At 51.7% G+C, this 21,820-nt stretch carries 19 protein-coding genes; 9 read left to right on the forward strand and 10 right to left on the reverse strand.

The annotated features are described in order from the left end of the window. Window positions 1-14: 14 nt before the first annotated feature. From INP79_RS14910 to purM, 3 genes are read right to left on the reverse strand one after another with little or no spacing between them, the layout of a single operon-like run. Window positions 15-1,097, reverse strand: coding sequence for a DUF3108 domain-containing protein (locus tag INP79_RS14910; protein WP_194754984.1), 1,083 nt, complete (start codon window positions 1,095-1,097; stop codon window positions 15-17). A gap of 28 nt (window positions 1,098-1,125) precedes the next feature. Continuing rightward, a complete protein-coding gene (locus tag INP79_RS14915; protein ID WP_194754985.1) occupies window positions 1,126-1,842 on the reverse strand; it encodes a DUF3108 domain-containing protein in 717 nt (238 codons plus the stop codon). Next, the gene (purM, locus tag INP79_RS14920) at window positions 1,842-2,888 is read right to left on the reverse strand and encodes a phosphoribosylformylglycinamidine cyclo-ligase (RefSeq protein ID WP_228520072.1); all 1,047 of its coding nucleotides are present in this window, start codon (window positions 2,886-2,888) and stop codon (window positions 1,842-1,844) included. The genes INP79_RS14915 and purM overlap by 1 nt, the downstream gene beginning before the upstream one ends. 176 nt (window positions 2,889-3,064) lie before the next feature. Here purM and INP79_RS14925 point away from each other — a divergent pair, with 176 nt between their 5' ends. Then, a complete protein-coding gene (locus INP79_RS14925) occupies window positions 3,065-4,195 on the forward strand; it encodes an AI-2E family transporter (protein WP_194755097.1) in 1,131 nt (376 codons plus the stop codon). Between the two features lie 25 nt (window positions 4,196-4,220). Continuing rightward, on the forward strand, window positions 4,221-4,820 hold the full coding sequence (locus INP79_RS14930; protein WP_194754986.1) for a DnaA ATPase domain-containing protein: 600 nt from the start codon (window positions 4,221-4,223) through the stop codon (window positions 4,818-4,820). 6 nt (window positions 4,821-4,826) lie between these two features. Here INP79_RS14930 and INP79_RS14935 read toward each other — a convergent pair whose 3' ends face one another. After that, a complete protein-coding gene (locus INP79_RS14935; protein ID WP_194754987.1) occupies window positions 4,827-5,924 on the reverse strand; it encodes a diguanylate cyclase domain-containing protein in 1,098 nt (365 codons plus the stop codon). 189 nt (window positions 5,925-6,113) lie between these two features. On the opposite strand from INP79_RS14935, the gene INP79_RS14940 reads away from it, so the two are divergent. Then, a complete protein-coding gene (locus INP79_RS14940) occupies window positions 6,114-7,754 on the forward strand; it encodes an NAD(P)/FAD-dependent oxidoreductase (protein ID WP_194754988.1) in 1,641 nt (546 codons plus the stop codon). Between the two features lie 64 nt (window positions 7,755-7,818). Here INP79_RS14940 and ahpF read toward each other — a convergent pair whose 3' ends face one another. The 4 genes from ahpF to INP79_RS14960 all read right to left on the reverse strand — a co-directional run bounded on the left by ahpF (window position 7,819) and on the right by INP79_RS14960 (window position 12,679). Then, complete coding sequence (gene ahpF, locus INP79_RS14945) at window positions 7,819-9,381, reverse strand: alkyl hydroperoxide reductase subunit F (protein WP_194754989.1); 1,563 nt, start codon at window positions 9,379-9,381, stop codon at window positions 7,819-7,821. A 186-nt stretch (window positions 9,382-9,567) separates the two neighbouring features. Next, complete coding sequence (gene ahpC / locus INP79_RS14950; RefSeq protein WP_019883695.1) at window positions 9,568-10,131, reverse strand: alkyl hydroperoxide reductase subunit C; 564 nt, start codon at window positions 10,129-10,131, stop codon at window positions 9,568-9,570. A 161-nt stretch (window positions 10,132-10,292) separates the two neighbouring features. After that, window positions 10,293-11,099 carry a thiosulfate oxidation carrier complex protein SoxZ gene (gene soxZ, locus INP79_RS14955; protein WP_228520074.1) on the reverse strand — a complete coding sequence of 269 codons (807 nt, stop codon included), beginning with the start codon at window positions 11,097-11,099 and terminating at the stop codon, window positions 10,293-10,295. An 11-nt stretch (window positions 11,100-11,110) separates the two neighbouring features. Then, window positions 11,111-12,679, reverse strand: coding sequence for a M48 family metalloprotease (locus INP79_RS14960; protein ID WP_228520077.1), 1,569 nt, complete (start codon window positions 12,677-12,679; stop codon window positions 11,111-11,113). A 114-nt stretch (window positions 12,680-12,793) separates the two neighbouring features. Here INP79_RS14960 and moaC point away from each other — a divergent pair, with 114 nt between their 5' ends. Continuing rightward, window positions 12,794-13,282, forward strand: a complete 489-nt coding sequence (gene moaC / locus INP79_RS14965) for a cyclic pyranopterin monophosphate synthase MoaC (RefSeq protein ID WP_194754991.1) — start codon at window positions 12,794-12,796, stop codon at window positions 13,280-13,282. Window positions 13,283-13,915: 633 nt separating this feature from the next. On the opposite strand, the gene INP79_RS14970 is transcribed toward moaC, so the two are convergent. Beyond that, window positions 13,916-14,926: an FAD-binding oxidoreductase gene (locus INP79_RS14970; RefSeq protein WP_194754992.1), complete on the reverse strand. Its 1,011-nt coding sequence runs from the start codon at window positions 14,924-14,926 to the stop codon at window positions 13,916-13,918. Window positions 14,927-14,939: 13 nt separating this feature from the next. After that, window positions 14,940-16,916 (reverse strand): cation:proton antiporter, encoded by a 1,977-nt coding sequence (locus INP79_RS14975; RefSeq protein WP_194754993.1) that lies wholly within the window; start codon window positions 16,914-16,916, stop codon window positions 14,940-14,942. Window positions 16,917-17,146: 230 nt separating this feature from the next. Here INP79_RS14975 and INP79_RS14980 point away from each other — a divergent pair, with 230 nt between their 5' ends. The 5 genes from INP79_RS14980 to INP79_RS15000 are packed head-to-tail and all read left to right on the forward strand — an operon-like array spanning window position 17,147 to window position 21,791. Next, window positions 17,147-18,148 (forward strand): SIS domain-containing protein, encoded by a 1,002-nt coding sequence (locus tag INP79_RS14980; protein ID WP_194754994.1) that lies wholly within the window; start codon window positions 17,147-17,149, stop codon window positions 18,146-18,148. A gap of 26 nt (window positions 18,149-18,174) precedes the next feature. Then, window positions 18,175-18,807 carry an LPS export ABC transporter periplasmic protein LptC gene (lptC, locus tag INP79_RS14985; RefSeq protein WP_194754995.1) on the forward strand — a complete coding sequence of 211 codons (633 nt, stop codon included), beginning with the start codon at window positions 18,175-18,177 and terminating at the stop codon, window positions 18,805-18,807. Window positions 18,808-18,822: 15 nt separating this feature from the next. After that, complete coding sequence (lptA, locus tag INP79_RS14990) at window positions 18,823-19,479, forward strand: lipopolysaccharide transport periplasmic protein LptA (protein ID WP_194754996.1); 657 nt, start codon at window positions 18,823-18,825, stop codon at window positions 19,477-19,479. Window positions 19,480-19,490: 11 nt separating this feature from the next. Then, window positions 19,491-20,237, forward strand: a complete 747-nt coding sequence (gene lptB, locus INP79_RS14995; RefSeq protein ID WP_194754997.1) for an LPS export ABC transporter ATP-binding protein — start codon at window positions 19,491-19,493, stop codon at window positions 20,235-20,237. Between the two features lie 6 nt (window positions 20,238-20,243). Then, entirely contained in the window at window positions 20,244-21,791 is a 1,548-nt protein-coding gene (locus tag INP79_RS15000) for an RNA polymerase factor sigma-54 (protein ID WP_194754998.1), read from the forward strand. The last annotated feature ends 29 nt before the right edge of the window (window positions 21,792-21,820 follow it).

Below are 21,820 nucleotides of genomic sequence, written 5' to 3' on the forward strand. Positions count from 1 at the left end.
TTCAAATACTTACATTACTCGGCGATCAACCGCGTGGCAACTTGCTCAATCACCATGCCGTTTTTCTCCAGTTTTTTGATTTTGACCGGCACATAGCGATAATCGCTGGCCAGCCAGAGCTCTACTTTTTCGTCAGTGTCACCACGTGTATGCACGATGTGCACTGTTTGAATAGCCTGGTCAGCAATCACCAGACTATCTTCACCTTCAAAACTATATTCATATTCACCCACGCGGCGACCATTGGTCAGTGTCACATGCATCTCTTGCAACGGTGGCACAAACATAAACTGGTACATAAAGCTGAGAATGTCCTGCGTATTCACGCGTAAATCCCGTTGCTGCTCACCTTTGGCTGTTTTCAGGGTAATCACATTGGTTTCCCAGTCAAACGTGGCTTCATAGGTTTTACTGGCACGGCTACCAAAAGCATAGCGATACAAATGCGGCTTCAAGCCGCTTGGCCCCACTTCGCCAGTGCTTTGCTGTTCCAGCGAAGGATACAGCAATTTTAACAGGCCACGCCCTTCAACCAGCCAGCGCAAACGATAAGTTTCCGGCGTATCGCGTACATACTCAATTTCTGCACTGCCCGCGGGCCGCTCTTCGCCATTCACAAACACAACAAAGTCAGTCTTCACATGCTGGTAAGGCGGTAACCGCGCATCATCCGGCACCGCTTCAGGCTGATTCATTTCATGCCAGGCATTGATTTCAGCCAGCCTGGCTTGCTCGTTTTCTTCACCACTGACCGGCTGCTCATCGAGCGCAGGCGAGGCTTGTTCTTCCGCACTCACGCCAGCTGCCTCAGCTGCTGGGGCCTGCGCCACGGGTGAGGCAGGCTTCGGCTGCACCGACCTGGCCTTGGCTGGCGCTGCCTGTGCTGGTTTGGGCAATGCAGCGACCGCAGGCGGCTTAGGCGGAGGCAATAAACGCGCTTGCAATACCGAGGGCGCTGACGCTTCATCGGCAAACCAGTGGCGCCAATCCATTTCGCTAAACGCAAACACATGCAGTAATAAGGAAAAACAGAGCGCCAGTGCCAATGGCCATGAAACATGCTGTTGAATCCAGTGTCGCAGACCTGATGCTTGCATCACGCGCTTTCTCTCGCTGCAGAACCGGTTACTGACCGGTGATACTGGTGATCACCTGTTCCATACGTTTACCATCATCCTGAATCACCAACTTCACTGGCAAGTAATTCTTATCCTTGGCCAGATACAGGGTTTTCTCACCATCCGCATCTGTCAGTTTAATCACATTAAATGCCCCTGCTTCAGTCTGCAATAGCGTAGTTTCCTCAGTCACCACAAACGTATGCGGTGCCAGTTTTTTACCGTTGGCGACGGCAAAACTCACCTGCTTGTCCTTAGGCGGTTGCCACATCCAGCAATACATCACACTTAATAAATCCTGTGTGCCCTTGGATAACTTATCTGTCGCTTGCTCATCTTTAATCTGCATTTTGAGCACTTTCTTTGACCAGTCAAAATCACTGATCAGTGCTTTATCTGGGTGCTTGGACTGACGAGACTCAAAACGATTTGGGCGCAAGGCATTGGCAACTACCTGGCCCTGGCTGGAGAGTGTGCGCTCACCCATGAGCTTATAAATCCCCTTGCCTTCAGCCAGCGATGCGATTTGATAACGGTTGCCGGTTACACTCAACTGGTCTTTGACCGTGCCAATGGTGATGCCCTGTTGCAGCAAATCATATTTGAGCGTCAGTTGCTTGGGCGCGGCTGACAATACAGGCGCCCCCAACAGCAACATCGTGGCCAGCAGACTGGCCACGCAGCGCGTGTGATGGCTGAAAAGCAGCATTACACCATCACGCATTACACCACCACGGTTGGCGCTTCACCTGCTTGTTGCGCACGAATCTGGCCAATGCGGTACACCGTCTCGCCCGCGCCAGCCAGCACCGCTTGTGCCTGCTCTGCATGCTCAGCCGCCACGATCACTGCCATGCCGATACCGCAGTTGAATGTGCGGTACATTTCAATCGGTTCAATGTTGCCTTGTGCCTGCAACCACTGGAACAATGGCGGCAAAGTCCAGCTGGACTTCTGCACTTCTGCCGTCAAGCCTTCAGGCAACACGCGTGGAATATTTTCAGTGATACCACCACCCGTGATATGTGCCATGCCTTTTACTGGCAGGGTGTCCAGCAACTTGAGGATAGACTTCACATACAATTTGGTCGGTGCCATGACCACGTCTTTAAAGCGGCGGCCATGAAAATCGGATTCCATATCAATACCGGATTTTTCAATCAGCTTGCGGATCAGTGAATAACCATTGGAGTGCGCACCACTGGAAGCCAGGCCCAACACCACATCACCGGCTTTGATAGTAGAGCCATCAATGATATTAGCTTTGTCCACGCAACCGACCGCAAAACCAGCCAGGTCATACTCACCGGCGGGATACATACCAGGCATTTCGGCCGTTTCACCGCCCACCAGCGCACAACCAGACTCTTCACAGCCTTGGGCAATGCCTTTGATCACTGCTGCCGCCGTGCCGACTTCCAGTTTGCCGCAAGCAAAATAATCGAGGAAAAACAGCGGCTCAGCGCCTTGCACCAGGATATCGTTCACACTCATGGCCACCAGGTCGATACCCACGGTATCATGCTTATCCAGCTGGAAAGCCAGTTTCAGCTTGGTCCCTACACCATCGGTGCCAGATACGAGTACTGGCTCCTTGAATTTTTTCGGCATGGCAAACAGTGATCCAAAACCACCAATACCACCCATCACTTCCGGGCGCATGGTGCGCTTGGCAAATGGCTTGATTTGCTCGACCAGGGCATCACCGGCCTCCATGTCGACACCGGCATCGCGGTAAGTGAGTGATGTTTTATCAGAAGAAGTCGTCAAGATGCTCTCGTTTCTTTCAATGCGATTAATCAGGTGAACCACTGTAAGCAGCGCAGATGTTTACAACAAAGCGCGATACAGCGTTGAAATTCAGTATAATTTTAAAATAATCATTATTTTAACGCATCTTGCCGCTTCGACCTATGCCGGATTGTGCGGATGTGTCACACACGCCCATGTCAGACCAGGATCATCAGAAATCTGTCGCCACCCAGTTTGTCAGCGATCACCGCTGGTGGATTGTGACGGCGGTTTTTATCTACCTGTTTTACCTGTTGGAACCTATCCTGACCCCGTTTCTGGCTGCGGCGGTGATTGCCTACATGCTAGATCCGCTGGTAGACCGCCTGAGTGAAACCGGCATACGTGGCTGGCAAATTGGCCGTACCCTGGCAACGCTGCTAGTGATGCTGGGCGTGATCCTGGTCGTCACCGGCCTGTTGCTCATTATCATCCCATTGCTGCAACAGCAGTCACTGCTGATTGCACAGCGATTGCCGCTGCTACTCGACCACTTTCACCAGCAAGTGGAACCCTGGCTGCTACAACGCTTTGGTATCCATCTTGATTTCAATCATACCGATGTGCAAAAGCTCATCACCGAACACTGGCAAACTGCAGGCAGCATGATAGGCGCATTCCTGCTCAACGCTGGCCAGAAAAGCCTGAGCCTGATTGGCATTTTCGCCAATATCTGTTTGCTACCAGTGGTGCTGTTTTACTTTTTGCGCGACTGGGATGACATGGTGGCGGAGATCGGCGAGTTGATTCCGCGCGACTGGGTCGGCAGGGCCAAAAGCATGTCGGTTGAAATCGACCGCGTCGTTGCCGAATTCTTGCGCGGCCAATTGTCGGTCATGCTGTCATTGTGTGTGTTTTACAGTGTCAGCTTATGGTTAGCGGGCCTGGATATGGCACTTTCGATCGGCATGATTGCCGGTTTACTCAGCTTTGTACCCTACCTGGGGTTTGCGCTGGCGTTTGTGCTGGCGGTGGTACTGGCTTTACTGCAGTTCGCCTCGTTGCCAGAAGTTGTGCCAGTGTTACTGGTGTTTGGCGTGGGCCAACTGGTAGAAAGCTTTATCCTCACGCCGATTCTGGTCGGTGACCGTATCGGTCTGCATCCCGTCATTGTCATTCTGGCCTTGATGGCAGGCGGCCAGTTATTTGGCTTTGCGGGCGTATTGCTGGCATTGCCGGTCAGCGCAGCCATTGCTGTGGGGGTACGCCATACCAAACAAAGTTATTTGCGTAGCGAAGCTTATTTGAGCAGCCAACCGCAAATCATTCAAACCCTGGACGAATGATTTCCAGACACCTGAAACGACTGCTGTGAAACAACTGTTGCTCAATATTCAACCTCCGGCTGCGCCGCGTTTTGATAACTATATCGTTGGCCAAAACCAGGAGGCGCTTGCCAGTGTGCATGCCGTACTGGCTGGTCAGGCCACCACCCGCTTTATTTACCTGTGGGGAGAATCCGGCAGTGGTAAAAGCCATTTACTGCTCGCTGCGCAAGACATGGGCGCGCACATTGCAGACGACGTGCACCTGCTGGATGAAGAGTCACAAATCGTGTTGTTTGATACCTACAACCAGATTAAAGCCGAAGGCGGCGTGTTAGTCACCGCTGGCAATTATGCACCCACCCAAATGGGTTTGCGTGACGACCTGGCCACGCGTTTGGCCTGGGGACTGGTCTATCAATTACATCCGCTCAGTGACGATGAAAAAGCTGATGCCCTGCGCGCACATGCCCGTGATCGCGGCATGAAACTGCCAGACGAAGTGATTGCTTACTGCTTGCGCTATCTGCGCCGCGACTTACCAACCTTGATGGCGGTGCTGGAGGCATTGGATGAATGGTCACTGACGGCTAAAAAAGCAGTCACCGTGCAGTCACTGAAAAAAATGTTGCAAGACGCGCTCTGAGCGCCTTTATTCTGACCCAAAACTATAGCGGTTTTTGCCGTTTTTCTTCGAGTCATACATGGCTTTATCCGCCACATGCAGCAGCTGTTTGACATGCTTGCCATGGTGCGGATATTCGGCAATGCCGATACTGACACCAATCTCCAGCGGGATACCGCGCACCACCACCGGCTGCGCAAACAACCTGATCAGTCGCTCGGCCAGCTGTGTTAATTCGTGACGATATAAATAACTGCCCACCACCAGCACAAACTCGTCCCCGCCCTGGCGTGCCAGAAAATCCGACTGCCTGAGTACTTTTTTAAACATATCGGCCACTTCTATCAGCAACGCATCACCTACGCCATGGCCATATTTATCATTTACCAGCTTGAAGCCGTCAAGGTCCATAAACAGAACCGCAAACTGCTTGGAGGTATGCCTGGCCAATTGATAAGTATTGGCCAGATGTACATCGACACTGCGACGGTTAGGCAAACCAGTTAATAAATCGTGATCAGCCTGATGACTGGCCTGTTTGGCAACGGCCTGGTTTTCCAACACCTGTTCCAGCAAATCAGTTGTGCTGCGATAAGAAAACAGCAACACGCCAATAATCAGCACGCCCAGCAAAATAGCACCAATCACAGAGGCAAACATACGCTTGCGGATTTCCTGCTCAAACCCTTCCCTGAGCCGTTGTAACTTACTGTCAATCTCGTCGAGCTGATCATCAATCAGCTTCATCAATTCACGGCTTTTATCTTTACTGAGTGACAAATGCGATGCAAATTCGCCGGCATGTAATTGCACCTGAATGCTCTGATCCATCACATCAAATTTCTGGTGCACCAATTGTTTAATGGTTTCCAGGCCGGACCGCACCTCAGGGAAATCCAATGACTGCTTATCCAGCTTGGCCATCACTTGCTTGGTTTCTATACGGCCCTGCTCCAGCGTATCAAGAAACAGGGTATGGCCTGTGAGCAAGTAGCCACGCTGGCCGCTTTCGGCATTAGTGATCGCCTTGCCCAAAGCAACGATGTCATAGCGCTGGCGGTCAACCAGATCTTTTTGCTCGGAGTAATAGACAAGCTGATACATGGCAATAAACAGCCATATCATTGAAATGCACAACAGTGCAGCAGCAATGATTAACGGGATAAGTATTCGTCGCTTGTAATTAAACATACGATGTTTATATCGTCATTTTTTTGCGCAGATTAAATCGAAGCCGAATAAAATCTATGATACGACTAGTCTGATTATAATAAAATAGAGTTTTGATAGATAACCACTATCCACGAGACCTTTATGTTACGCATTACCGAAATCAAACTGCCGCTGGTACAAGCCGAAACCCTCAAACATCAGGACGACCAGATCAAAGCGGCAATCCTCAAACGACTGGAAATTCCTGAAAGTGAATTAATCAGTTTTGAGATTTTTAAACGCGGTGTAGATGCGCGAAAATCGCATGCGATCTTGTATGTGTATAACATAGATGCCGAAGTCAAAAACGAGGCGAAAATTTTAGCCAAGTTTAAAAAAGATCCGCATATCAAACCCGCGCCGGATACCACTTATCAATTTGTCACGACCGCGCCCGAAAAGGCTGTAGAAAACACGCTTAGACCGGTAGTGGTTGGCTTTGGTCCCGCCGGGATTTTTGCTGCGCTGATTCTCGCCCAGGCGGGCTTCAAACCGATTGTGCTGGAACGTGGCAAAGAAGTCCGCCAACGCACCAAAGACACCTGGGGATTATGGCGCAAACGCGAATTGAACCCAGAATCCAACGTGCAGTTTGGTGAAGGTGGCGCCGGTACATTCTCTGATGGCAAACTCTATAGCCAGATTAAAGACAGCAAACATTACGGCCGCAAAGTGCTGCAGGAGTTTGTTAAAGCTGGCGCACCGGAAGAAATTCTCTATATCAGCCATCCACATATCGGCACCTTCAAGCTGGTAAGCATGGTGGAGGAAATGCGTAGCACTATCATCAGCTTGGGCGGCGAAATCCGCTTTAGCCAACGCGTGACCGACATTGATATCAAAGACCAACAGGTACAGGGCGTCACCGTGCATACCGGTGAATACCTGCCGACCAACCACCTGGTACTGGCCGTGGGCCACAGCGCCCGTGACACCTTTGAAATGGTGCATGAAAAAGGCATTTATATCGAAGCCAAGCCGTTCTCGATTGGCTTCCGTATCGAACATCCGCAAAGCCTGATTGACCGTGCGCGCTACGGCAAAAGTTATAGCGACGATATTCTGCAAAAGCTGGGCGCCGCAGACTACAAACTGGTACACCACGCCAAAAATGGCCGTAGTGTATACAGCTTCTGCATGTGCCCTGGCGGCACCGTCGTCGCGGCCACGTCCGAACCTAATCGCGTCGTGACTAACGGCATGAGTCAATACAGCCGTAACGAGCGCAATGCGAATGCAGGCATTGTGGTCGGCATTACCCCGGAAGTGGATTATCCCGATCATCCATTGGCCGGCATTGAATTACAGCGCCAACTGGAAAGTCAGGCGTTTGTACTGGGCGGCAGCAACTATTCCGCACCCGGGCAATTGATTGGTGATTTCCTGGCGAATAAGCCGTCTACCGCCTTTGGTGAAGTGACGCCGTCTTACACACCTGGCGTACATCTCACCAACCTTGAGTCTGCGTTGCCCACTTTCGCCATTGAAGCCATTCGCGAAGCGATTCCAGCCTTTGCTAAACAGATTCCAAATTTTGATCTGAAAGATGGCATTTTGACGGGCGTGGAAACCCGTACGTCTAGCCCTATCCGTATCAAACGAGACGACGACACATTGCAAAGCATTAATACCAAAGGTTTGTTTCCATGTGGTGAAGGCGCTGGTTACGCAGGCGGTATTTTGTCTGCTGCAGTGGATGGGATTAAAGTCGCCGAAGCGGTTTCATTGTCTTTAGTTTCCTGATCAGTTTTCCAAGTCACCCCAAATAAAAAAACCTGCCGAAGCAGGTTTTTTATTGCTACTACACTTACTGGCGAATCAGGTAATCAAACGCACCCAGTGCTGCATTAGACCCTTCACCCATGGCAATGACGATTTGCTTGTAAGGGATCGTTGTCACATCCCCCGCCGCAAACACGCCTGGCAATGAGGTGGCGTTATGGTTGTTGATCTCAATCTCACCATACTTGCTCAGGTCCAAAGTACCTTTCAACCAGTCACTATTCGGCACCAGGCCAATCTGGATAAACACGCCTTCCAGTGCAACATGCTTGCTCTCGCCGCTGACGCGATCCAGGTAAGTCAGGCCGTTGACACGTGTACCGTCACCGGTAATTTCGGTGGTTTGCGCGCTGGTTAAAATAGTCACGTTTTGCAGTGAGCGCAACTTGCGTTGCAACACGGCATCGGCTTTGAGCTCGGTGTCGAATTGCAGCAAAGTCACATGCCCCACCACACCAGCCAGATCGATTGCGGCCTCAACACCAGAATTACCGCCACCGACTACCGCCACGTGCTTGCCTTTAAACAAAGGTCCATCGCAGTGCGGGCAATACGCCACGCCCTTGTTTTTGTATTCCACTTCACCAGGCACGTTGAGGTTTTTCCAACGGGCGCCTGTGGCCAGAATCACAGACTTGCTACGCAGGGTCGCTCCACTTTCCAGCTTCACTTCAATCAGGCCAGCATGTTTGTTGTCCTTTTGTGGTTCACTCAGGCCAACCGCACGTTGCAACGGCATGATATCCACGTCATAGGTTTTCACGTGCTCTTCAAGTGCTGCTACCAGTTTTGGCCCTTCGGTTTCTTTCACAGAAATAAAGTTTTCAATCGCCAGTGTGTCATTAACCTGACCACCAAAACGGTCAGCAACGATACCGGTACGTATGCCTTTACGGGCTGCATAAATCGCAGCTGAAGCACCCGCTGGTCCACCGCCAACCACCAGTACATCAAACGGTTCTCTGGCGCTGATTTTCTCGGCTTCTTTTGCAACTGCACCAGTATCAACTTTGGCCAGAAACTCTTCCACCAGCATACGGCCAGAGGCAAACATCTCGCCATTCAAGAAAGTGGCCGGCACCGCCATCACGTTGCGCGCATTCACTTCGTCCTGATACAAACCACCGTCAATCACCGTCACATTAATGCGCGGGTTAAACACCGTCATCAAGGTGGTTGCCTGCACCACGTCCGGGCAGTTATGGCAAGACAAGCTCATATAGACTTCAAAGTTCAAATCGCTGTCGAGCGCCTTGATCTGGTCGAGCACATCCTGCTCCACTTTGGGTGGATGGCCGCCGGTCCATAATAGGGCCAACACCAGTGAAGTGAACTCATGGCCTAATGGAATCGCCGCAAAACGCACGCCACGGGTCTCGCCCTCTTTAGCAATCACGAAAGAAGGTTTACGGGCATCATCACCAGTTTCGTCCAGGCTGACTTTGTCTGACAACGCAGCAATCTCTTGCAACAACTCGCGCATTTTGGCCGCATTGTCGCTGTTATCCAGGGATGCAATCAGACGGATAGGCTGACGCAGCATGCCCAGGTAGGTTTGCAGTTGTGTCTTTAAGGTATCGTCTAACATTTTTACTCTCCAAATTCACGCACTTGTCTAAACCTTGCGGCAACAACAAGCCGTGGCCATATCGTATGGCAATCAAACATGGTTGGGGGGAAGCTCGCTCAGGTAAAACCACCGCCATATTAAAGACAACCGGGTGACTTTACCTGAGCGCCCTGCTTGCGCAGGGCTTTGCTCAAGGCAATAAGATTAGATCTTACCTACCAAGTCCAAAGATGGTGTCAATGTTGCAGCACCGTCGTTCCATTTGGCTGGGCAAACCTGGCCTGGGTGGGCAGCGGTGTATTGCGCTGCTTTCAACTTACGCAAGGTTTCTTTCACATCACGGGCGATTTCGTTGCTATGCACTTCAGCTGTTTTGATTACACCATCAGCGTTGATCACGAATGTACCGCGCAATGCCAGACCTTCTTCATCAATATGCACGTCAAATGCACGTGTCAATTGATGTGTCGGGTCACCAACCAATGGGAATTTTGCTTTGCCCACTGCTGGTGAAGTCTCGTGCCAAACCTTGTGGGAGAAATGCGTATCGGTGGTCACGATGTACACTTCAGCACCAGCCTTCTGGAATTCTGCGTAGTTGTCAGCCGCATCTTCAACTTCTGTTGGGCAGTTGAAAGTGAACGCTGCTGGCATAAAAATCAACACAGACCATTTGCCTTTCAAAGACTCTTCAGTCACTTCGATAAATTTACCGTTGTGGAATGCTTGCGCCTTAAATGGTTGTACTTGTGTGTTAATCAATGACATGTAGTTCTCCTTTTATATAATTTAGAACACGGGTTAATTAAAGATTTGCTGCATTTCAACAGCGAATGGATGCATTTTAAGCACACATACATTATATGTAAAATTGATTATATTAATTTTATTGATAAATATTATTAATCAATAAAATTAACGATTAAAAATCAGGCCGACACCGAGACCTGACCATGGCCTTCATAACCCAGGTTATCTTGCCAGTTTACCGCAATCACATCCCCCACCTTGGCGTCTTGTAGATAAAAGGTAAAGTAAGGGTTACGCGAAATACCAGTGCCGGTTTGCACATCAATAATCACTTGTCCATTCAGCACCACCTGCATCAGTTGCATAAAATGCGCAGGCAGTAGCTGGCCGTCATCGTTTTTGCTGCGGCCGGTACGCATGGGATGCAAAATAATAATCTTTAGTTCAGTGACTGGCTTGCCTGGCGAACGCTCATCCATCAATCGTGCACGCATTTTCATGCTGCTGGCAAACGGTTCTTCACGTTCACTACCGGCACAGCCATCTTCCAGCACAATCACCTGGCGTCGCTGTTGCTGGAACTGACCGTTGGCCTGCTGCGCCAGGGCAATCACTTCGCCAGACTGCGCCAGCTTGATGCGCGTCACCAGCTTGGGCAACACCTGCTTACCGAATTCAAAACTGGCAATCAGTGGCGTCGGATTGGCATCGGCCAGCAAGCGCAAGCTACTCAGGCTACCAGCGAGCTGCTTACTCGCCAACTCCACCTGTACCACGGCACCATTTTCAGCTTTTTGTGGTGCATCAATCTGTAAATCAGGCGACACGGGCACCGCGGTCGCTTTAAGCGCAGTTATAACGTCCGCTGTTTGCTTAGCCTCAAAAGCTTGCGTAAACCAGGTAGCCGCCTCCAGCTTGCGCGCCACCAGCCAGAATGGCATGGCAATCAATGCCAGGCCCGCCTTTAACCACGCCCGTCTCTGCATCGCGCCCCCTATCATCCGTTTTTATCATCGCCTTGCTCAAGCTTGAGCTGCTGCCGGAGCGTTTTCAACCGCGCTTCCACTTTGGATTGCAGATAAAAATCACCATCTTTGGTTTTACTGGCAATTTCAAACTGGTCAATCGCGCGTGGCAAATCATATTTACGTACATAGCTCTCGCCCAAGGCCTGATGCCGCAACATCTGCTTGCCTTGCCCCTGATAAGCCGCCGCCAGCCAATCATATAACTTGGGGTCATCCGGAAAAGTATCCAGCTGTTTTTGAATAAATGTCACCGCTTGCGCCCATTGATTACCGCGGACCAGAGACTCAGCCTCCCCTTGCGCCAAAATTCTGTGCTTGGGATATTGCTGCAAGCCCTGCACAAACAGCGCCTGCGCTTGCGCCACTTGTCCCAGTTTGGCCAAGGTGACACCTTTGAGGGTGATCAGGTAAGGGTTATTCATGCCATGCTGCACCAGCCAATCGACTTCCACCTGCGCATTCTTGGGTTGATTAGCCCGCAGCCAGGCATAGGCCAGGCCGTAATGTTCCGCCACCTCGTTCTGAAAACGCCCTTCATTAATATTGTTCTGGAACTCTTCTACCATTTGTTGCGGGGCGCCCTCAAAAGCACGAATTTTTGCCCGCATCAGGAAAAAAGTCAGGCTTTCATTCACCTGCTTGTAAGGCAGGTTTTGCACGCGGTTACCAATGTCGGCAATCCGCTCACTGGTCAGCGGGTGCGTACGCAAATAGCTGGGCATGCTGCCACCATCAGCAAAACGTGTCGCGCGCTGCATGGTAGTAAAAAAAGCGGGCATGGCGCGCACATCAAACCCTGCATCCTGCAAAATGGTCAGGCCAACACGGTCTGCCTCGCGCTCATGTTCACGCGTGTAATCCAGCTGCTTTTGTATCCCGGCCGCCGAGGCGGCCGTCATAGCCCCCATGCCCACCTGCGGATTAGAGCGCGCAATCAACAACGCCAGCGCCGTTGCCGCGATATTCTTAAACATATCGTACTTTTGTGACGCCAGCATACGCGCCAGGTGATGCTGGGTAACATGGCCGATCTCATGCCCTAACACACTGGCCAGTTCTGATTCGCTGTTGGCCGCCATAAACAAACCGGTATGCACACCGATCACGCCACCAGGCATGGCAAACGCGTTAATGGTCTTGTCTTGCACCACAAAAAAATAAAACTTTTGTTGCCGGTCAGGGCTGCTTTCCCCCAGGCGCGTCCCCAGCGCCTGCAAATAATCCGTCACTTCAGCATCATCCAGCACATCTTCACTGGTGGCGACCTGCTTGAGGATCTGGTGCGCAATTTTTTCCTCGTCGCGCAATGACAATACGGTTTGCGAAGCATCGCCCAGCTCCGGCAATTGATTAGATGAATCTGACGGCAAACTCAAGTCCAGATCATCCGGCTCATACGGCTTACCCGAAAATACACCTGTCGCATAATTGGCCTGCAAGGCCGCGCCCGGCACCAGCAACAGGCCGCACAACAGCAAGCCACGTACCACGTGGCGGCTACTCTGTTGATAAGCATGTTGAAGGTTTTTAAAAGTCATGAATCCTAGCGCTTGAAATGGCACAACCTGATCACAAGCCTGTGCCAACTACCCAAACTTGTTATGATAACGACTTCATCGCTTGAGTTCATCCTTTTTCACACGCGTAAACCCATGACAAAATCAACCTCAGGACTCACCCATTTTAATGCCCAAGGCCATGCCCACATGGTGGATATCGGCGACAAAGCGCATACCAAGCGCATTGCCATTGCCGAAGGTCACATCACCATGCAAGCCGCTACTTTGCAAACCATCCTGCAAGGCAATGCCAAAAAAGGCGACGTGCTCGGCATCGCCCGTATTGCAGCGATCCAGGCCAGCAAAAAAACCAGTGATTTGATCCCACTCTGCCACCCGCTTAGCCTAAGCCGAGTCGATGTCAGTTTTATGGCAGATGAAACGCAACACAGCATCACTTGCCGCGTGCAATGCGAAACCACAGGCCAGACAGGAGTTGAAATGGAAGCGCTCACCGCGGTGCAGATGGGCTTGCTGACGATTTATGATATGTGTAAGGCGATTGATAGAGGCATGACCATACAAGGGGTGAGAGTGTTGGAGAAGCATGGCGGGAAAAGTGGGGATTGGGTAGCCGTTTAAGTAACGAAAGCCTATCCAAGTAACTAAGAATTACGTTTTCAAGCGACACTTACCGTATCGAGGCATTTCTTTCGCCTCTAGGCGAGTCACTTTCTGATGCTTGCCCCTCAGAAAGTAACCAAAGAAGAGGGCACCCAGCCATCACGGCCTTCGGCTTCCTTGCGTTGCTCAACAAAATAAGCGGTCACGAAACTCAACCTGGCAGCTCACACAAAACGTGAGCTGCTGCGGGATTCGGACAGTCGCTCCCTCTACTCTTATTTTGTCTCCGCTACTCAGCGTGATGGGATGGGACTTATCTCGCCAAACTTACAGCATAGAAGCTTGAACGGTTAAAAAAACAGATTGGTTTATTAAGAGCACTAATGGTGGTGCTCATCTGGGTTTCGGGGTCCCCATCTGCCGCGCCGAGCAACGCAGGGTTGACGGGAGTTGTCGGCAAGCAACTGTTTGAGCTCCGTAGGAGCGAGTTTTTGATTGCCGCCCGACAAGCCGAGTAGCACAGGAAACAAGCGGAAGCTGGGGTGCACTTTCTTTTGGTTACTTGTTCTTTGGGCAAGCAAAGAAAAGTAACTCGCCGAAAAGGCGAAAAGCAACCTCCCAACCAATCCGCCAAAGAATTACTTTCCCAGCCTAACCCAACAACGCCGCAATCCGCCGCGCACACTCCGGCGCCATGGTCACCCCATAACGAAAATGACCAGTATTCAGGTACAAATTCTCAATCTGCGGATGTCGCCCAATACTAGGAATATTATGCGGCGTTCCCGGCCGCAAACCGCTCCAGTGTTTGATAATCGGCTGCCCCTTCAAGGCAGGTAAGATAGCCTCAGCCTTTTGCAGCATTTCCTGCCGCATACTGTCGGTGACGCCTGTATCAAAACCGACATCCTCGAGGCTGCTACCTGCCAGCAAGTGCCCATCACGGCGTTGCAGCATATAGAACCCGTCGCGATAAAGAATATGCGGCAACAGGCCAGGCATCATGTGATACAACAACATTTGCCCGCGCATGGGTTTGATATCGAGACTGGAGGCCGTTTGTTTAAGCAGCTCGAAGCTCCAGGCACCGGAGGTGACGACAAACACATCGGCAGACAAAGTATCACCAGTGGTGGTTTGCCAGCGGGTGATTGGTGCGCCCCCCTCTTGCAGCGGCATCAATTGCGTTTGCTCACGCAAGATGACGCCATGCTTGATCAGCCAGGCCTTGAGTGATTGCAACAGGCGTGGGTTGCGGATCTGCACGACTTCGGGAATCAGCAGGTTGCCACCTTGTAGCGCGTATTCAAGGCCAAAGCGCGTACACCAGTCTATGGCTTGCTGCTGGTCAAACGGCGGTTGAATCAACATCCCGCTCTGGCTACATTCGGGGTCTATGCCAGTTTCGGCATATAACTCAGCACTCACGGCCGGATAGGCGCGCGCGCCTGCCAATGCCAGCTCATTGACCACATCCTGGTAAAACCACGGCAGCAAAGGGAAAGCAATGCCTGCCCCGGCCCATGAAGATTCACCCGAGGTTTGTGCGGCAATGATGTTGCGCTCAACCAGCGTGACCGCATGGCCTTGCTTGCGTAATTGCATGGCGGTCAGGCATCCGACGATGCCACCGCCGACGACCACGACTGAACGCTTAGCCAATGGTGTGTATGCCTTATGGTTTGCGGCCGGAAATCAGATAGACTTCCATCGCAATCAGGGCGGCGTTACTGCCCAGCAAGACAAGGATATCGCCTTCATTCAACACGATATCATCCCTGGGAGAGATAGGCTCGGGCATATTGGGTCGGCGCAATTGCTTAACCTCGACGGCAAAGTCGCTAAACGGGATATGGTCTAGCCGCAAGCCGTGCGCATAGAAATTTTTATAAACTTCTACCGAATGCAATTGTGGCAATGAGGCAGTCGAGGTATCTGCATCACTCACGCCGCGGAAATAGCCTTTGAACATCTTGTAGCGTTCTTCGCGGAACAGGCGAATACGCTTAACCACCCGGTTCAGCGGAATGCCCAAAGTCACCAGCGCATGTGAGGCCAGCATCAGGCTGCCTTCCAGGATTTCCGGCACCACTTCGGCTGCACCAGCATCTCTCAATGCATCCATTTCACTGTCATCGTGCGTACGCACAATCACTGGCAGATTGGGGTTGCGCTCTTGAATCACATGCAACACCTTCATGGTGCCGCGTGTTTCAGCGTAACTGATGATTACAGCCTTGGCCCTGGCCAAGCCAGCAGCCTCCAACACAGAGCGCCGCCCGGCATCCCCATAAATCACATTTTCACCGGCTGAGGCCGCTTCTTGCACGCGGCTGGCATCCATATCCAGTGCGACATAAGGGATATTTTCTTCGCGCAAAAAACGTCCCAGATACTGGCCGCTACGACCATAGCCGCAAATGATCACATGGTCGCGCAGGTCCTGACTATGCTCCTGGATGGTATCCACCACCTTGATGCTGTTGCGGCTATAACTCTTGACCAGTGCACGCGCAATACGCCCGTTTTTTTGAATAATAAACGGCGCGACCAGCATGGATAACACAGCAACAGACAATACCAGTTGCAAGGAGTCGCCATCAATCAGGTTGGTCTGCAACCCCAGCGCCAGCACCACAAAGCTGAACTCACCCGCCTGACCGAGAATGATCCCGGTACGCACGCCTACGCCCATTTCAAAACCGTAGAACTTGGTTAACAGTGCGATGAGGCCGATCTTGAATAACAGGAACAGGGCGAGCAGCACCACAATCAACCCGATATGCTCAACCAGCACAGACACGTTGAGCAACATGCCGACACTGATAAAGAATAGCCCCAGCAAAATATCGCGGAACGGCGCAATATCAGATTCCACCTGGTAGCGGTATTTGGTTTCTGAAATCAGCATGCCCGCGACAAACGCACCCAGGGCGTACGACAAGCCAACAAAGTTAGTGGCTGCGGCCATTAACAAGGTCACCATCAATACATTCAGTACAAACAGCTCGCGTGAGCGTTGTTTGGCGACCAATTCAAACCAGAAGTTGAGGATATTTTTGCCGAACTTGAACAGTAAGAACAGCAGGATTGAGGACTTGAACAAGGTCAGTCCCAGCACATCGAGCCAGTTATCGCTGTGTGAGCCTAAGGTCTGGATCAGCACCAGAATCGGGATCACTGCCAGGTCCTGGAACAGCAGCACGCCGATACTCAAACGTCCGTGCCTGGAGTTTAAATCAACCCGTTCCATCAGGATTTTGGACACAATGGCGGTCGAAGACATAGTAATGGCTGCACCAATAATGAACGCAGAGGTCAGGCTAAGGCCAGCCAGTTTGCCCAGCACCAGACTGGCCAGCAAGGTCAGCACCACCTGCCCACCGCCCAGGCCAAACAGGGTTTTGCGCATGGCATACAGTTTAGGCAGGCTGAACTCGAGACCGATGCTAAACATCAGGAACACAATACCGAACTCGGCCACCTGGCGACCAGTTTCTTCGTCTTCCAGCAAACCCAGCGCGTGCGGGCCGAGCACAATGCCAATCATGAAGTAAGCCAGCATCGCGGGCAAACCCAGGATGCGGAACAAGCCGACGGCGAAGACCGAGCTGGTGAGCAATAATAATAAGTGGATCAGGGAATCAAACATGCAAAAATTCTAAAGCATTAATGTCAGGCCGTGCAGACGTAGTACCAGCCAGCGAACAATATATTAAGACGCATCGTCAGTGATATATTCTGAAACAGTTGTGTTTCAGGATGATGCATCCTGCCATAAAACACTATTTTATGCAAAAAATGTGCCCACTAATAAAAAATCCGTAAAAAAGCTGTGTTTCGCTTTCTTGCCGGGGGCGTCACTTGCTATACTAACCCGCCATGAACACAGCAAAATCAGGTGTCCACCTCGTAAAAAGTCCAGACATCGTGACGCGTGCACGAGGCATACTGCTGCACGAGGCAGATGAAATCCGCCAACTGGCCGACCGTATCGGCAGCGAGTTTGAAGCGGCTGTCAGCATGATTCTTGCCTGCCGCGGCCGCATCGTCGTCACCGGCATGGGTAAATCCGGCCATATCGGCGGTAAAATTGCGGCCACCCTGGCAAGCACCGGCACCCCGGCCTTCTTTATGCATCCAGCGGAAGCCAGTCATGGCGACCTGGGCATGATCACGGCTGAAGATGTGGTGATTGCATTATCAAATTCCGGCGAAAGTGATGAAATCATCAACATTTTGCCTGCCATCCGCCGCATTGGTGCCCGTATCCTGAGCATTACCGGTAGTGAAGACTCCACCCTGTCGCGCGAGTCAGACGTGCATTTAAGTGCCGCGGTCAGCCACGAAGCGTGCCCACTAGGCCTGGCACCCACAGCCAGCACGACAGCCGCGCTGGCATTGGGCGATGCGTTGGCGCTCTGCGTGCTCGACTTGCGCGAATTCACTGCCGAGGACTTTGCGCGGTCACACCCAGGTGGCAGCCTGGGCAGACGACTGCTGGTACGAATTAAAGATGTCATGCGTACTGGGGATGCGATCCCCTCTATCAGCGAAGATGGCACCGTACAGGAGGCCATTGCGCAGATTTCGAGCAAAGGCATGGGATTTACAGCGATTGTGGATAGCGCGCAACACCCAATCGGCGTATTCACCGACGGCGATTTGCGTCGCCTGTTTATGCAAGGTGCCACCGATACGCAACAATCAATCAAAACGGTCATGAATACGCAGCCACGTTTATTGGGCATGCAACAAATGGCGGTTGAAGCAGTCAACCTGATGGAGCAATATAAAATTAACGGGTTTATGGCAGTGAACGAGCAACAGCAGTTAGTGGGCGCATTTAATATGCATGATTTACTCAAGGCAAAAATCGTTTAGGTTGATTGGCGCCCTGGAACTCCCACATGCTTAAACACCCCATCTTATTGCCGATTGCGCTCATGCTGTTTTTAGCGCTGCTGACGTTCTGGATTAACCAGACCGTGCAGGAGCAGGCACTGAGCTTGAGCCGCTTAAGCCGCCACGATCCGGACTACATGCTCTATAACTTTGTCAGCACGCGTACCGACGCCACTGGTAATACCAAATACGTGTTAGCAGCCGCAGAGATGCGCCACTTTCCGGATAACGACTACACTGAGTTACAACGCCCGCGCTTCACCCAGTTTGGGCAGGATAAACCTTACACCCAAATTCATGGCCAGCATGGCAAAGTCTCGGCCAATGGTAAACTGGTCGAGTTTAGCAAGCAGGTCAAAGTGGTTCGCCAGGGCACGCTGGCCAAACCTGAAATGCAGTTGCAGACCGAGCATTTAACACTGGAGCCGGATACAGACCTGGCATATACCGATTTGCCGGTCACCATCCGCCAGCTACCGGCGACCGTGATTACAGGCACCGGCATGCGCTTTGATAACAAAGCTGGCACCATGCAATTATTTAACCGGGTACATGTACATTATGTACGCCCACCCGTCGTCGCCAAAACTGCAAGCCCGGCAGCCAAGACGAAAAAAGGCAATCACAAGGGTCGTTGATTCTGGAGAAATGAGTTGAACACGCACAAGCCATTATTTTATGCCACCTGCTTGACCTTATGGGCACTGCTGCACTGGTCAACCAGCGTGCTGGCTGAAGAGTCAGACCGTGACCAGCCAATTGAGCTGGAAGCGGATACCGTCACTGTGAATGATGCCAAAAAGATCAGCATTTACACGGGTAATGTGATCCTCAACCAGGGCACCCTGCAAATCAAGGCCGACAAAATGATTGTGCGTGAAGACCAGGATGGTTTTCAGCACAGCACTTGTACCGGCAACCCGACCACATTCAAGCAAAAACGCACTGGCAAAGACGAGTGGATGCAAGGCAGTGGACAGCGTATTGAATACAACGCACGCATGGACAAGGTACAGCTATATACCAACGCCTGGGTCAAACGTGGTGAAGATGTCGTCACCGGCGACTACATCAGCTATGACGCCAATGCAGAGTACGCCGAAGTGATTGGTGGCACCAAAGCCAACCCGAACGGCACTGCTGGCAGCCGCGTCAAAGCAACCATTCAGCCAAAAAACAAAACCACGCCGCCCGTGATTGATAACAAGCCAACCTCGCAGCAAGGGCTTCGCATGAACCGCTCACTGCAAATCAAAGTGGAACCAGCACCTGCCGACGCCAATAATGAGCCCGCGAAAGTGCAACCTTAAAGAACGGCCTTATGCAGACAACAGTTTCACCAGATCATAACCATTTACGTGTCAGCCACCTGAAAAAGGCCTACCAGGGCCGCACCGTGGTTAAAAACACCACGCTAGAGCTACACAGCGGCGAAGTGATTGGCCTGCTCGGCCCCAATGGCGCGGGTAAAACCACCAGTTTTTATATGATTGTTGGCCTGGTCGCACTGGACGATGGCAGCATTACACTCAATGGCGCAGATGTGAGCCATTCCCCCATGCACGAGCGCGCACGCATGGGACTGGCTTACCTGCCACAAGAAGCGTCCATTTTTCGCAAAATGACAGTGACCGATAATATTTTATCGATTCTGGAAACCCGCCCTTATACAGAAGAAGAACGCGAAGTGCGGCTGGAGTCCTTACTGGATCAACTACATATCCAGCATATCCGCCATAGCCAGGCCGTGAGCCTGTCGGGCGGTGAGCGCCGACGGGTAGAGATTGCGCGCTGCCTGGCCACTGATCCGAAATTCATCCTGCTGGATGAGCCGTTTGCCGGGATTGACCCAATTGCGGTGATTGAGATCCAGAAAATTATCCGCTACCTGAGCAGCCAGAATATCGGCATTTTGATTACAGACCACAACGTGCGTGAAACCCTGGACATTTGTGACCGGGCATATATCGTCAATGAAGGCGCAGTGTTTGCCGCTGGCACGCCAGACGAGATCATTCAGAACGAAGGCGTACGTGAAGTCTATCTGGGCAAGAATTTTAGGCTGTAACCAGTTATGAAGCAAAACCTGCAATTACGCATCTCACAAAACCTGGCGCTGACACCGCAGTTGCAGCAGTCTATCCGGCTGTTGCAGTTGTCGACGCTGGAGTTAAGCCAGGAGCTGGAAACCATCCTGCAGGAAAACCCGCTGCTGGAAATGGCCGATGGTGAAGAGGGCGAATTTGAAGATAACGCCCCCACCGCAACCGGGGCAGCAGAATCTGAGCTACCCGATGCAAGTTCGTTTGATGTCGCGACGCAAACAGAAATTACCGCGCCAGCAGAGACCTTGCGCGAAGAGTTGCACGAGGAGCTCGGTGGCAACGAAGGCGAGCAGGCCAATCTGAGTGAAGAGTTTTCACCGCCCGAGTTTGAGGACGACTATGAAGAGTTTGGCAGCACCAGCAACTGGGATGAGGCTGGCCGCAACAACCTCGATGATGAAGATAGCGATTTCTCACGCCAGGATGCCAGCAACATCAGCCTGCGCGAACACCTGATCAACCAGATGCAACTGGCACACCTGTCTAAGCGGGACATGGATCTGGTGAAGTTCTTGCTCGACAGCATTAACGATGATGGTTATTTAGAGCAGGATTTACAGGAGATTGTCGACCTGTTGCCACCAGAATTGGAAATCGAGTTACTGGAGCTGGAAACGGCACTGAAATTGATCCAGAACCTGGATCCAATTGGTGTCGGTGCACGCGACCTGCGTGAATGCATCCTGCTACAGCTGCAGATACTGCCGCCTGAAACGCCTTATCTGCGTATTGCAATGGCGATTGCCAAAGACCACCTGGCATTGCTGGCCAACAAAGACTTTGTCAAACTGCGCAAGGTACTCACTTGCGACGAAGCTGCGCTCAAAGGTGCGCAGCAACTGATCCGCCAGCAAAACCCAAAACCCGGTAACGAGTTTGCCAGCTTTAGCCATGACCACTTTATTCAGCACGATGTGGTGGTCAAAAAAATCAAAGGCATCTGGATGGCGTCGCTCAATGACGGCGTGATTCCCAAGCTACGCATCAACCAGCTGTATGCGGATATTCTCAAGCGCAACCGTGAAAGCTCTGGCCAATACCTGCAAAGCCAGATGCAGGAAGCGAAATGGATGATTAAGAATATCCAGCAGCGCTTTTCGACCATCCTGCGCGTCTCACAGGCGATTGTGGACAGGCAACGCAACTTCTTTGAGCATGGCGAAATTGCCATGCGTCCTTTGGTATTGCGTGAGATTGCCGAAGAGCTGGATCTGCACGAAAGTACGGTTTCACGAGTCACCACGCATAAGTACATGCTTACACCGCGTGGTGTGTTTGAGTTGAAATACTTCTTCGGTAGCTCGGTAGCGACCGATGCAGGCGGCTCTTGCTCAGCCACGGCGATTCGCGCCCTGATCAAGCAAATGGTGGCCGAAGAAAACCCGAAAAAACCGCTGTCTGATAATCAGATCACTGACACTCTGGCGCAACAAGGCATTGTGGTTGCACGCAGGACCATCGCCAAATACCGCGAATCACTGAATATTCCGCCAGCCAATTTACGCAAATCGCTATAAAACAAAAAGGCCGCAATTGCGGCCTTTTT

It is taken from the genome of Methylophilus sp. QUAN (assembly GCF_015354445.1).
GTDB lineage: Bacteria > Pseudomonadota > Gammaproteobacteria > Burkholderiales > Methylophilaceae > Methylophilus.